At 36.8% G+C, this 13,854-nt stretch carries 14 protein-coding genes; 13 read left to right on the forward strand and 1 reads right to left on the reverse strand.

Translation table 11 applies throughout. From position 1 onward, the window contains the following. Positions 1-7 precede the first annotated feature (7 nt). Positions 8-790: a GH25 family lysozyme gene (locus tag IV80_RS06550; protein ID WP_057751276.1), complete on the forward strand. Its 783-nt coding sequence runs from the start codon at positions 8-10 to the stop codon at positions 788-790. Between the two features lie 54 nt (positions 791-844). Here IV80_RS06550 and IV80_RS06555 read toward each other — a convergent pair whose 3' ends face one another. After that, a complete protein-coding gene (locus IV80_RS06555; protein ID WP_057751279.1) occupies positions 845-1,222 on the reverse strand; it encodes a DUF4828 domain-containing protein in 378 nt (125 codons plus the stop codon). Positions 1,223-1,393: 171 nt separating this feature from the next. Between IV80_RS06555 and IV80_RS06560 the strand changes: the two genes are divergently transcribed. The 12 genes from IV80_RS06560 to IV80_RS06615 all read left to right on the forward strand — a co-directional run bounded on the left by IV80_RS06560 (position 1,394) and on the right by IV80_RS06615 (position 13,850). Beyond that, positions 1,394-2,395: a Gfo/Idh/MocA family protein gene (locus IV80_RS06560; protein ID WP_057751282.1), complete on the forward strand. Its 1,002-nt coding sequence runs from the start codon at positions 1,394-1,396 to the stop codon at positions 2,393-2,395. A gap of 16 nt (positions 2,396-2,411) precedes the next feature. Further along, positions 2,412-3,725 (forward strand): DEAD/DEAH box helicase, encoded by a 1,314-nt coding sequence (locus IV80_RS06565; RefSeq protein WP_057751285.1) that lies wholly within the window; start codon positions 2,412-2,414, stop codon positions 3,723-3,725. 15 nt (positions 3,726-3,740) lie between these two features. Beyond that, positions 3,741-4,565, forward strand: a complete 825-nt coding sequence (gene thiD, locus IV80_RS06570) for a bifunctional hydroxymethylpyrimidine kinase/phosphomethylpyrimidine kinase (protein WP_057751288.1) — start codon at positions 3,741-3,743, stop codon at positions 4,563-4,565. 272 nt (positions 4,566-4,837) lie between these two features. Further along, entirely contained in the window at positions 4,838-5,590 is a 753-nt protein-coding gene (locus tag IV80_RS06575) for a YveK family protein (RefSeq protein ID WP_057751291.1), read from the forward strand. A 7-nt stretch (positions 5,591-5,597) separates the two neighbouring features. Next, positions 5,598-6,353 (forward strand): CpsD/CapB family tyrosine-protein kinase, encoded by a 756-nt coding sequence (locus IV80_RS06580; protein ID WP_057751294.1) that lies wholly within the window; start codon positions 5,598-5,600, stop codon positions 6,351-6,353. Continuing rightward, positions 6,337-7,122 (forward strand): tyrosine-protein phosphatase, encoded by a 786-nt coding sequence (locus IV80_RS06585; RefSeq protein ID WP_057751297.1) that lies wholly within the window; start codon positions 6,337-6,339, stop codon positions 7,120-7,122. Before IV80_RS06580 ends, IV80_RS06585 begins: the two co-directional genes overlap by 17 nt. Positions 7,123-7,226: 104 nt before the next feature. After that, a complete protein-coding gene (locus tag IV80_RS06590; RefSeq protein ID WP_057751300.1) occupies positions 7,227-9,065 on the forward strand; it encodes a polysaccharide biosynthesis protein in 1,839 nt (612 codons plus the stop codon). Positions 9,066-9,071: 6 nt separating this feature from the next. Beyond that, positions 9,072-9,683 carry a sugar transferase gene (locus tag IV80_RS06595; protein WP_057751303.1) on the forward strand — a complete coding sequence of 204 codons (612 nt, stop codon included), beginning with the start codon at positions 9,072-9,074 and terminating at the stop codon, positions 9,681-9,683. Positions 9,684-9,686: 3 nt separating this feature from the next. Further along, positions 9,687-10,559 (forward strand): NAD-dependent epimerase/dehydratase family protein, encoded by an 873-nt coding sequence (locus tag IV80_RS06600; protein ID WP_057751306.1) that lies wholly within the window; start codon positions 9,687-9,689, stop codon positions 10,557-10,559. A 10-nt stretch (positions 10,560-10,569) separates the two neighbouring features. After that, positions 10,570-11,406 (forward strand): glycosyltransferase, encoded by an 837-nt coding sequence (locus tag IV80_RS06605; protein ID WP_057751308.1) that lies wholly within the window; start codon positions 10,570-10,572, stop codon positions 11,404-11,406. 258 nt (positions 11,407-11,664) lie between these two features. After that, the gene (locus tag IV80_RS06610) at positions 11,665-12,756 is read left to right on the forward strand and encodes a CDP-glycerol glycerophosphotransferase family protein (RefSeq protein WP_057751311.1); all 1,092 of its coding nucleotides are present in this window, start codon (positions 11,665-11,667) and stop codon (positions 12,754-12,756) included. After that, on the forward strand, positions 12,753-13,850 hold the full coding sequence (locus IV80_RS06615; protein WP_147186339.1) for a glycosyltransferase: 1,098 nt from the start codon (positions 12,753-12,755) through the stop codon (positions 13,848-13,850). Before IV80_RS06610 ends, IV80_RS06615 begins: the two co-directional genes overlap by 4 nt. Positions 13,851-13,854 lie beyond the last annotated feature (4 nt).

A 13,854-nucleotide genomic window follows, 5' to 3' on the forward strand; every position in this document is an offset into this window, starting at 1 on the left:
AATTGATTTGAGTCAGCCAGAAATCAAACCGATTTATAGTAGTACCTATAAACATCAAAAACGGCGACCTTGGCGAAAGTGGTTGATTGCACTCGGTGTGATAGCAGTCATCGCCCTCTCCTTTCTGGGGTGGCATTTGTGGCAATTACATCAAACCCAAACTTTACGACGGTATCCCATTCGTGGCGTGAGCGTTTCACAACAAAACGGTTTTGTTGATTTTCAGGGTGTGCAAAAGGCAGGAATGCGCTTTGCCTATTTGAAAACGACAAGTGGCACGACTTATTTTGACGATAACTTTACTGCCAATTACGACCGCATTCAAGGCAGCAATTTGAAGGTAGGGGTATATCAGGTTTTTAGTTTCAGTAAATCCGCCCGTGAACAAGCCCAGTACTTTATCCGTAAAGTGGGTCATAAAGTGGGCAACTTGCCCATTGCCATTCAAGTTACCTACTATGGGAACTATGCCGATAAGCTACCTGATAATAAAAAAACGGGCCAGAAACTGCAAGCCTTAACGCGACAGTTGGCTAACTACTATGCGAGTCCTTGTATTATTTGGACGACGTCAACAATTGCGAAAAATGTCGTGACGCCGTACCTTTCGGATAGTCGTCAGTGGTTGATGGTCAACAGTTTAAGTCAGTTAGCCAATAAAAAATTGGATCGGCGTGTGGAATTTGTTCAATATGATGACGCCGCTGATTTACAGGTATCAGGACAAAAGATGTCTTTTACCATGTCTGTTTTTACGGGTGAAAAACAAACCTGGCAAGAAATTGATTAATGCATGCATTTTAAAAGGGACTGAAATCAGCATAAGATTTCAGTCCCCTTTATTTTATTTCGTCACTTTGTAATTACCCAGCAAAATTGGGTAGGTTTCATTGTCCGTTTCGTCATAAATAGAAACTGGACGCTGGTCATTGGCGCGAATGCGGATATGGTAGCCATAGCGATCTAAAAAAGTGATCGTGTATTTATCCCAATTTTCGACTTTGGACTTGATGGCATGACCGTCAATTAATAAATCAAAATTAGGCCGAATTTCAACGGTATGAATGCGATTTGAATCGTTTGCGCGGTAATTCCACGTGCCAACAAAAAATAGCGGGTTAAGTTGCGGTTCTGGGATGTCGTTTTCGTGGAGTTTTTTTGAAGTTAAGATTCCTGTCACAAACGAAGCTGCAATTAGCCCGATATTTTTTAATTTCACCATCATCAAATCCTTTCCGTTAACTTTACTCTAAGAGTAGCATTTATATATTTAAAATACACGTCATTTTAATTAAATTTTAACGACTTTTTGAATATACGGCTTTTAAATATACTTACCTGAATAACACTGATAAAATGAAAGTTGAAAGTAAACAAAATTGGAGGGCGGATCATGATTAAATTAGGAATTATTGGAACGGGTTGGATTACACAACAATTTATCGATGCAGCACATGCCACACAAAAATATCAGCTCACGGCGGTTTATTCACGAACTGTAGAAAAGGCCAAGCAATTTGGAGAAACCAAAGGCGCTACTTTTTTCTCCGATGACCTGAATGCCTTCATGGCTAGTGATGCCATCGATGTGGTGTACATTGCCTCACCAAACAGTTTACATTTTGAACAGGCAAAATTAGCCATTGAAAATGACAAGGTTGCGATTGTGGAAAAACCAATTGTGGCCAATTTGAAACAAATGGAAATACTTCGCCAGACGTTGGAAAAACATCCTAAGGCGTTGTTATTCGAAGCAGCTCGTCAGATTCATCAACCAAATTTCAAGGCGGTAAAGGACCAAATTGAAAATCTTGGTCGTATTCAGGGCGCGACGCTGACTTATATGAAATACTCAAGTCGCTACGATGCTGTCTTAGATGGCAAGGAACCTAATGTGTTTTCATTAAACTTTGCGGGTGGTGCGCTTCAAGACTTAGGGGTCTATGTGACCTATGATGCAGTGGGGTGGTTTGGAATGCCTGATGATGTGGCCTATTACCCAACCTTGACACCAACGCGTGTGGACGGTAAAGGCGTGGCTATTTTACGATATCCTGAATTTGACGTCACATTGAATATTGGTAAAACGAGTAATTCTTACTTACCATCTGAGATATATGGCTTAAAAGATACGATTGTCATGAGCAATCCTGCTGATTTGGAGACCGTGAGTTATCGGGATGATAAAGGAAATGAAATGTTGATTGGCACTAAGCCCGCAGACAATCCGATGATCTCAGAAGCTGAAGACTTTGCGCGTGTGATTGAAGATCCGCAAAATGACCAAAATCAAAAAGACTACTGGAAATGGCTTGATTTAAGTCAAAATGTGACGAAATTGTTGTATAATTTACGTCAATCTGGCAAAATAGTTTTTCCAGACGATAATAAATAGACAGATAGGATAAAAAATGGATAAGCAATTTGAACAATATTTTGAACAACAAGGCTTTAAATCTCAGACCGCCATTCAAAAGGCGGTTTATGAACCTTTAAAAGAGGACCGCTCTTTAATGGGGTTGGCACCAACCGGATCCGGCAAAACGCTGGCATTCGTGATTCCGCTATTAGAAAAAACAGCACCTAGTGATGGAACTCAAATTTTGGTGCTGGCTCCTTCTCAAGAATTAGCCGTACAAACCACTGATGTCTTTCGTCAGTGGGGGCAGGTCAATCAAATCAAGACGACTTCTCTAACCGGCGGTGCTAACATGCAGCGTCAGATCGAACGTTTGAAAAAGCATCCAGAAGTTGTGGTAGGAACTCCCGGTCGGATGTTGTCGTTGATTCATGAAGGCCGGCTGAAATTAAAAGATGTCCAGACAGTGGTGGTGGATGAAGCTGACGAACTTCTCAAGGACGAAACCCTGGATGAAGTACGTGAGATTGTCATGTCAGCGCCTGTGGATGTCCAGTTGGCCTTTTTCTCAGCTACACAAGCTAACACGCCAGAGAAATTATCACAGCTTTTTGGTGTAACGGTTGAACAATTTGATGTCCGCCAGACCGACACCACCCAAGGCGAAGTGATCCATGGTTTAGTCAGGGTGGCATCTAATAAAAAGGTGACCTTTTTACGGCGCTTAGCCAAGCTGAAGCATTTTCAAGCTTTGGTCTTCTTTAATCACGTGTCCACATTAGAACATGTAGCGGCAGAGCTAAAACACCAACACGTTTCTAGTGTAAAATTAGCCGGACATCAAGTGCAAACGGAACGGGCGACTGCAATGCGCAAGTTTCGTAAAGGCGAAGCAAAGTTGTTGTTGACCACTGAAATGGCAGCTCGTGGTCTTGACATTGCCGACTTGCCAGCCGTCGTCAACTATGATTTACCAGAGACCGCCACAGCCTATACGCATCGTACCGGACGAACAGGCCGCATGGGGCGCGATGGTATGGTGGTCAATATGGGGGATGATCATGATCTCCGTGATCTTCGTAAGTTAGTTACCGAATTTACATTTAAGCCGTTGTACTTGTTACATGGACAGTTGACGGACCAAAAAGAGGTCTTGGTAGAATCATCAAAAGCAGCTGATGAAACAAAGGCGGATCTCCAGGAAGCAACATCCAAAGTATCCACAAGTCAACCAGTAGCAGCCAAACAGGTGAAAAAGGCAAGTAAATCAGCTTTTGCGGGTGGCAAACCTAAAAAGAAAATTAATCGCAAAAAGCATTCCAAGAAAAAGGGGATGCGGCATAAGAATATAGAACGTTTTGAATGATAAGGAGTAAGAGAAATGACAACACCTTTAAAAACTTTAACGATTGCCGGCAGTGACACCAGTGCGGCTGGGGGCATGCAGGCCGATTTGAAGACCTTTGAGGAATTTGGTACCTATGGTATGGTTGCGTTAACCTGTATTGTGACAATGGATCCTACAGATTGGAGTCATCATGTCAATCAGGTTGATCCGCAACTTCTAAAGGATCAATTAGCCACTGTGTTTAGCGGTGGCAATCCAGATGCGATGAAGACGGGGATGCTGGGAGACCAGGCAACGGTTGAAATCGCGTATCATGCGATTAAAGATCACGGCTTAAAAAATGTCGTGATTGATCCTGTGATGATTTGTAAGGGTGAAACCGATGTGTTGAATCCGGACGCAGCCAACGCTATTCGGGATTTGTTGCTTCCACTAGCCGATGTCACTACGCCTAACTTATTTGAAGCCGGTGTGCTCTCTGGCATGGGGACCTTGCATAATGTCGATGAAATGAAGCAGGCCGCTCGAAAGATTCATGAATTAGGTGCTAAAAATGTGGTCGTTAAAGGTGGCAAAGGCTTGAATGGTGACGAAGCAGTTGATGTCTTCTACGATGGCAAAATGTTTGAATTACTGAAATCTGAAAAGCAAGCCACTGATCGTAATGCTGGAGCAGGCTGTACATTTGCGGCGGCTGTAGTTGGTGGGCTTGCCAATGGCTTGAGTGCTGTGGATGCGGTTCATCTCGCGAAGAAGTTTGATACTGCAGCGATTCAAAACGGTTTTGACTTGAATAATTTCCTCGGTCCCGTTTTCCATCCTGCTTATCGCATACAAGAGATTGGCAAACTGGTTTAGAGAGATAAGTTACAAAAATGTAATATTTCTAAAATAAAGTATGAATCATCTGACAAAGAGTATGATTATATACAAGAAATAAATAAGAAATCGTTTTCGGGTAAAATTTGAAAATGGTTTCTTTTCTTTTAGGCGTGTAAAGGGGACAATGAAGCATTGCGTATTCAATTATTGCATGGTAATCTATAATTTAGTTGTGATAGTTAAGATAGTGAATGATTACTTTTAAGTAAATTTATAAAAATACATAAATGAGATAGACGGAGGATATTATGGAACAAACCGACCAAAACGTTGTCACGATTAGCGAGATTCTGCTGACCTTACGAAAGCACATTAAGTTAATCTTAGGGACCACCATTTTGATCACTGCTTTGGCAGCAGTCGTGACATTTTTTGTGATGACGCCTAAATATAGTGCTGGCACACAAATCTTAGTTAATCGAAAATTAAGTGCTGATATGCAAGGCGCACAACTACAGGCTAACCAGGCTGATATCCAAATGATTAATACATATAAAGATATTATTACAAGTCCGGTTGTTCAAAAGGTCGTGAAGACGCAAACGCGGAATTTGCCAGGCTCAGTAGATAGTGAAGTCAGTGTAGCAACACAAACAAATTCGCAAGTCTTTACCGTAAATGCAACGGCAACGAATCCCAATACGGCAGCTTCTGTAGCTAACAAGACAGCGACGGTCTTTAAGCAAAAAATCGGTAAGATTATGAGTATCAATAACGTGACGATTGTGTCTAAAGCTGTTGTGAATAATACCCCAGTTTCACCACGAGTTAATCTTAATTTGCTTGCAGGTGTGGTTCTGGGATTGATCTTGGGTATCGGGTTAGCCTTCTTGAGTGAATTTAACGATAAGACCGTTAAAGATGAGAGCTTCTTAACAGATACGTTGGGTTTGACCAGCTTAGGAATTGTCAATGAGATTAAGCAAAGAGATTTAGAAAAACAAGTCAGTCAACGTTTAGCTGGATTTGAACGTTCCGAAAATATGCGCAGAAGGGTGTAGGTGAAATATGCCATTATTTAGAAAAAAACGTAAGTTGAATAATGCAAGTCTCAAAAACGGAGTTGGGTTGGTGACGGTAACAGATCCGAGTTCTGTCGTTTCCGAGCAGTTTCGGACCATTCGGACAAACATTCAATTTTCTTCCGTAGATAAGACATTACGTTCCATTGCGGTCACTTCACCAGAACCTTTTGAAGGCAAATCAACAGTTGGGGCTAACTTAGCTGTTGTATGGGCTAAGCAAAATCAGAAAACGGTGATTATTGATGCGGATATGCGGAGACCAACCGTTCATCGAACGTTTAATTTACTGAATGCTAGTGGGTTATCAAGCTATTTGGCAGGTAACGCAGTCTATGAAGAAATTGTCCAATCGACTGATGTGCCTAACCTCAGTGTCATTACCAGTGGTCCCGTGCCACCAAACCCGGCAGAATTACTGAACTCGCAACGATTAGATACGTTGATTCAACGTTTACAAAGTGAGTTTGAGATGATTATTGTCGATGCGCCACCTGTTAATACCGTGACGGATGCCCAGGTTTTGGCTGCTAAAGTAGATGGTGTCGTTTTAATTGTGCCTCAAGCTATTGCGGAAAAAGGTAGTGTGATTCATGCCGTTGAGCAACTTAAGAAAGTGCAAGCAAAAATCTTAGGTACTGTTATGAATCGTTTTAAGGCATCAAAAACACCTGGCTATTACGGTGGTTATTATGGTGGTAACTACGGTGGTTATTACGGAGTAGATGACAAGCATGATTGATCTTCATTGTCATATTTTGCCCGGAGTTGATGACGGATCCCCTGATTTGGAAACGTCGATCGGGCTTGCAAAAGTTGCCGTAAGCCAAGGAATTACACATATGTTATTAACACCTCATCATATGGACGGGGTGTATTTTAACGCTAAGAATAGTGTGATTGAAAAAACAAATGCCTTTCAGACAGCGTTAAAAGCAAATGATGTACCTTTAACTGTTTTTCCGGGTCAAGAGGTACACATCACGGGTGAGCTTTTGAAAGCTATTGAACAGGATCAAATTTTGTTTGCCGATGAGAGTAACCGATATTTGATTTTGGAATTACCACATAACGAGGTGCCTGAATACACCAGCAAGTTATTATTTAACTTGCAATCACTTGGAATTACACCGGTGCTCGTGCATCCGGAACGTAATCAAGGATTTATGGCAGATCCAAGTAAGTTATATGGCTTCGTGAGTCAGGGCTGCGTGACGCAATTAACAGCTAGCAGTTATGTGGGTGTGTTTGGCGAACATGTGCAAAAGTTTACCGAACAGATTATCGACGCTGGTTTAGGTTTCGTGTTTGCCTCTGACGCGCATAATTTCAAGGGACGGAATTTCAAAATGGCACAAGCTTTTGAAAAGTTAGAAAAACAAAAGGGCGTTCGGTTTGCAGAAATTTATAAAGAAAATGCGAAAAGTATTATTAATGGGGATGATGTGATCTTGGGGGAGATTCATCATATTCACGAGAAAAAAAGAAAGAAATTTTGGGGATTGTTTTAAATTAATTATTAGTGAACTTTAACTTGAAATAAACTGAGATTAATTCAATAACACTTCTTAATGGGTAATGGAGTTTAGTAAGTTAGAGTTCTGGAGGAATATGGATGACTCGTCGGACAAAAAAAATAATTCTGATGTTGATTGATGCTGTTTTGCTTGTATTGGCAAACGGCATTGCGTTCTATTTTGTAGATCGTTATGTGGCATTATCAGCTTTATATTTGAGTGTAACTATCTTTGCAGAAATAATATTGTATTTAGTTATTGCCAGTGTAGATCGAGTATTTTCAAAAATTAATCGTTATACAAGCATCAAAGAAGTTACTTCAATCGTTCTTGCGGTGACTGTTGCATTTGGTATTACTTTACTTGGATTGATGTTGCTAGGTGCTAATTATAGTTTGCGTCATTTAGTGTTGACGTATCTTTTTTCGATCATGTTCATTGCTGGTAGTAGGTTGACTTGGCGTTATTATGTGGAATATAGACTGCACAGACGAGGCTTAAAATCTAGTAAACTAATTCCTACCTTGGTAGTTGGCGCTGGTGATGGTGCAAGTATCTTGCTGAGTAGATTAGCCTATGATCAACCAAATGTAAATGTGATTGGTCTGGTTGATGATGATCCTGATAAACAAGGAACGTGGTTGCATGGTATTAAAGTACTCGGAAAATTAAAAGATTTACCTAGTTTGATTCGAAAAAATGAAATTGAACAAGTGACAGTCGGTATTCCGTCTTTATCGCCAGCCGGTTATGAAAAAATAATGAGTGTATTGGAGAATACAAAAGTTACGGTCAATAGAATGCCAAAATTGGGTGATATTCTACTTGATCAAAGTAATGTGGGTCATTTGGAAGATATTGATGTTGCTGATTTGCTAGAACGCCCTGAGGTTAAATTAAATATGGACCAAATTTCTGACAAAATTACTGATAAGGTGATTCTGGTGACTGGCGCAGGGGGCTCAATTGGCTCTGAAATAGTTCGACAGGTTTCGAAATTTCGTCCCAAAAGGGTATTATTGTTAGGACATGGGGAAAATTCAATTTATATGATTAACCGGGAGATGCGGAAACTATACCCAGATCAACACATAGATTTTGTACCATTGATTGGCGATATACAAGATCGCAAGTTGATGTTTAGCTTGATGCAGAATTATCACCCCAATATTGTATATCATGCCGCGGCGCACAAACACGTTCCTTTAATGGAATATAATCCACATGAGGCGGTTAAAAATAATGTCTTTGGAACTAAAAATGTGGCGGATGCAGCAAAAGCATCGGGTGTGACGAGTTTTGTTATGATTTCAACTGATAAAGCGGTAAATTCATCTAGTGTCATGGGTGCAACCAAACGAATGGCAGAAATGATTGTGACGAGTGAAAACGAACCCGAAAAGACAAAGTTCTCTGTTGTGCGTTTTGGTAATGTTTTGGGAAGTCGTGGAAGCGTTGTGCCATTATTTAAGCGCCAAATCAAAGCGGGTGGACCTTTGACTTTAACTGATAGAAGAATGACAAGGTACTTTATGACCATACCAGAAGCTAGTCGATTAGTTATTCAAGCTGGTGCTTTATCACACGGAGGAGGTCTATTCATTCTTGACATGGATAAACCAGTTAAGATTCTTGATTTAGCGAAAAAAATTATTCGTTTGTCTGGACATACTGAAGAAGAAATTGGAATTAAAGAAGTCGGAATGCGTCCAGGTGAGAAACTTCATGAAGAGTTGGTTACAGATGCTGAAGCCACCAATAAAAAGGTTTATGACAAGATCTCATTAGGCCAAGTTACATTTTATGATACAAATAAGATTATTAAGTTTGCAAATCATCTGTTAACTTTAAGTGATCAAGAATTAGAAAAAGAAGTTATTGCTTATTCGAATCAGCATAATGGTCAGGATAAGGTTGCAGAGCAAAAGGAAGGATAGATTGATATGTATGAACGCTATGTAAAACGAATACTTGATTTTGTATTAGCAGTTTTTGGGTTGGTCATTCTATCACCGCTCTACTTGATAATAATTATTGCCATTAAATTAGATTCAAGAGGGCCAGTTCTTTTTGAACAAAAACGAATGGCTCAAAATAAAAAATCATTTAAAATATATAAATTTAGAACGATGCGTATAGATACACCGCATAACATGCCAACACATATGCTAGTACATGCAGATAGTTATATTACTACTGTGGGTAAATTTTTGAGAAAGACAAGTTTAGATGAATTACCACAGTTACTAAATATTCTTAAAGGCGAAATGAGTGTAATTGGACCACGTCCGTGTTTAATGAATCAGAAAGATTTGATTTTGGAACGTGATAAGTATGGTGCTAACAATGTAAAACCAGGATTAACGGGATTAGCACAAATTAGTGGGCGTGATGAGTTACCAATTCCAGTTAAAGCAAAATATGATGGTGAATATTGTCGAAATATTAGCTTTGGTAAGGATATTAGAATATTGTTTGGGACTGTTACATCTGTATTGAAACATGATGGAATTAAGGAAGGAAAAGCGACAAACACTAACGCTAAGAGGTTGTAATGAATGAAAAAGGTGTTAATAACAGGTAAAAATAGTTATGTTGGTCTCAATTTTAAATCATATGCAGAAAAAAAATACTCAACTAAAATTCAAGCAAAATGTGTTTCAGTTCGGGGAGAAAATTGGCAGAAATTAGACTTTTCAAAGTATGATACTGTGTTGCATGTTGCAGCCCTAGTTCATAAGAATGAAAGAAAGCATTCTTTGAATGAATATCAAGCAATAAATAAGGATTTGACTATAAAAATAGCAAAAATGGCTAAATCAGCTCATGTTGGCCATTTTATTTTTATGAGTACAATTGCGGTTTATGGAACTGTAGAAGACTCTAAAATAACAACATACTCTACTTTAGACCCAGTATCTAAGTATGGTAAAAGTAAATTAGAGGCAGAACAAGAGTTAAAGAGATTAGAATCAGATGATTTTGTGGTTACAATTGTTCGTCCTCCAATGATTTATGGGCCTAACTGTCCCGGAAATTATAATAATTTAAGTAGATTGGCTAGTGTATGGGGAATCTATCCTAAGTTTTCAAATCAAAGAAGCATGATATACATTGATAACTTGGCTGAATTCTTATCTCAACTTACCATTAAGAAGCTGGGAGGAATATATTTGCCTCAAAATTCAAAATATGTTAGTACTTCTGACTTAATTCAATTGATTAGACAAAATAACGGAAAAAAAACATTTTTTATTAGGGGACTCTCAAGTATCGTAAATATTATGGTAAAACATAATTCTATACTTAATAAAGTATATGGATCTTTAAAAATTGATTTTGAATTGAGCAAACAGAGTCTTAAATATAATAAAGTTAAATTTAATACGAGCATAAAAATGACAAAGATTCGAAGAACTGTAAACAAATGAGGTTAGAATATTGAATAACTTGCAATTTAGTATACTTTTATCAGTGTATTTCAAAGAAAAAACAAAGTATTTACAGCAAGCACTGGATAGTATTATTCAACAGTCTGTTCTACCAACGGAAATCGTTCTTGTAGAAGACGGACCAATAGATGTCTCCTTAGAAAAAATAATAGTCAAATATAAAATTATCTTTTTAAAGCATAAAATAGATTTTCGAATTTATCGTTTTAAAAGTAATCAAGGTTTGGGTAAGGCACTTAATTATGGTGTAAAGAAATGTCGATATAATTTAATAGCTAGAATGGATACTGATGATATTTGTTCAGATTGTAGATTTGAGAAACAGATTCAATTTATGTCTACACATCCAGATATTACAGTTGTCGGATCGGATGTCTTGGAATTTTCAGATGATTCTGCAAATGTATATTACAAAAAAATGCCACAAAAAAACATCAAGGAATTTAGTAAATTAAGGAATCCGTTATGCCACCCCAGCGTTATGTTTCGCAAGAATGATATTATAAGTGTTGGTAGTTATCAACAGTGTCCAAAGTATGAAGACTATTATTTGTGGATTAAATTGTTAGTAAAGGGATTTAAAGTGTATAATATCGGTCTTCCGTTGGTGCAAATGAGAGCAAATTCTGATCAGTATTTACGTCGAGGAGGCATTAGTTATATACAAAATACGTTGTACTTTATTAAATTGGTTCAAAATACTGGTTATTTTGACAAACTCGATATAATTAGTTTCATGAGTAGCAGGGTAGTTACAGCAATTCTACCAAATAAAATGTTAGCTTATTTATACAAAAAAAAATTAAGAGAAAAGATAGATGAATAATTAGAATGTTGATCGTAATTGCTATAAAGCCAAAATAAATTAATTATAATTGATGGAAAAATTGAGCTATGAGATGGAAAAAACTATGACAAGGGGTAATAGTTTTAAAGATAATTAGATTAAAGTTTTCATTATTTATTCTGTTAATTAATTTGAAAAGTACCTTTGGTGCTATACCATCGAATGTTAAATGCTTGGAATTAAGAGAAAATAATAAAAAACACTAGAATTGGACGTTAAAAGGGGATTGGGGGAATTATGACACTTATTTTTAAATTACTTACTTGGCTCAACGCTAGAGTCCCCAAAAAAAAAGACCGTATTGTTTTATATGCAAATTTGGGTTTTCGAGATAATGTGAAGGCTTTATATGACTTTATAATTAAAAAAGAAATTAATAAAAATTATCAAATAATTTGTGTTTCAAATGATTTTATGGAGCTTAGAAGGATTCCAGGAGTTAAATACGTTGGTCTATATACCGGACTATATTACTTTTTCACATCGAAATTTTTTTTCTATTGCTTTGGTAAATATCCAATAAAACCAAATAGAAATCAAGTTGTAGTGAATTTATGGCATGGAATTCCTTTAAAAAAAATTGGGAATATAGAGAAAGGAAATAATAAGGATTATAATTTTTTTAATTATCTTCTTGTTAGTTCTAAAAAGTATGAACCAATAATGAGTGCAGCATTTAAAGCGAAGAATAACCAGTTGTTAAGGTACGGAAGTCCCAGAAATGATCAATTATTCAAAGTGAATAAGCAAAACAAGTATGGTAAAAAAGTTATTTGGATGCCAACTTATCGTGACGAAAATGTTAGACGGAAAAGTTTTATTTATTCTTTTACCAAAGGTGAGTGGAAAAGCTTGAACAATTTATTGCATAAATTGAATATCATGGTGTATTTTAAACCGCATCCTTTAGAAAAACAAAAATTTGCATTCCCTGATAGTATGTCAAATATTCATGTTATTACGGACAATATATTAAGTGGCAAAAAAATTGATTTGTACAAATTAATTGGAACGATGGATGCAATGTTGACCGACTATTCATCTGTTGCATTGGATTTTCTTCTGTTAAACCGACCAATTGGTTATATTATCGACGATTTTAATAGCTATAAAAAAGATAGAGGTTTCATTAGTGAAGATCCTAAAAAGATGTTTATCGGCACAAAAATAGTTTCGAAAAATAGTTTAATCAACTTTTTTCAAGATGTTGCTAACGATAAAGATAATTGGATAAAAGAACGTGTAGAGGCCAATAAAGTTTTTAATCAGTATGATAGTAAGGGGCATAATTCAGAAAAAATATTGGAAAGAGTAGGAATTAAATTTTGACAATACGAGTTTTACAAGTTTTAGGAAGAGAACCTGTGGGTGGTGTGGGCACGTTCATCAAAAACAATATTGATAATTCTACTAACATTGTTTTTGATGTAATTGATTCTCCAAGTAAAAAAAGTGGCTTTAATAAGTTTATTGAGGAAAAAGGAGGTAAGGTTTTTTCTTTTCCAGCTTTGAATGCACATGAAATGTTCTCCTACTGGAAACAAACTTATGATTTTTATAAAAAAAATGCTGAGTATTATGATATTGTTCATGTGCATAGTCCTGCAGTAGTACTTCCACATATGATTTTTGCAACTTTATTCGGTATAAAAATTAGAATATATCACGCACACAATGTACGTTATAGTGATTCTTTTGTTAAGGAAATTAGAAACGCTCTGCTTGTAAAGATTGCTCTTTTTTTTACGACAGATTTTTTGGCTTGCGGTGAATTAGCTGGACGAGTAAATTATGGGAAAAAGTTTTTCACGGTTATAAAAAATGGCATTGATGCTAATTATTTTAAATTTGAAATAAAAACCAGAGAAAGAATGAGAAAGAAGTATAACGTTGAAAAAAAGATTGTCGTGGGATACGTGGGAACTTTATCAAAAATTAAAAATGTAACTTATATATTACAAATTGCAGAGAACATGAGGGATACCAAAATACAGTTTATGATTGTGGGAGATGGAAATGAAAGGCAAAAGATAGTTAATTTAATAAAACAAAAAAACATTAAAAATGTACAATTAATTGGTAGAGTAGAAAATGTACAGAAATTTTATAACGCATTTGATGTTTTGATTTTACCTTCTTTAAGTGAGGGATTTCCTATGGTTGCAATTGAAGCACAAAGTAATGGACTTCCTCTAGTTGTTTCAAAAAGAATTGATTCGACCATTGATATTTCAGGAAAAGTTGTTTTTGAAGGAATTGCAAAAAAGAATTTATATCAATGGCAAAAAAACATTGAATATTGTATTAGTAAACCGAACAATAGAATAGAAGCATATTTAAAAATTAAGCAACATGGATATGATATTTCGCAAACAAAGTATGAATTGAGTAGCTACTACGCTGCAACTATGAAAAAGAGGTAATGTT

Origin of the sequence: Pediococcus cellicola (assembly GCF_001438655.1) — a bacterium.
Lineage (GTDB): Bacteria > Bacillota > Bacilli > Lactobacillales > Lactobacillaceae > Pediococcus > Pediococcus cellicola.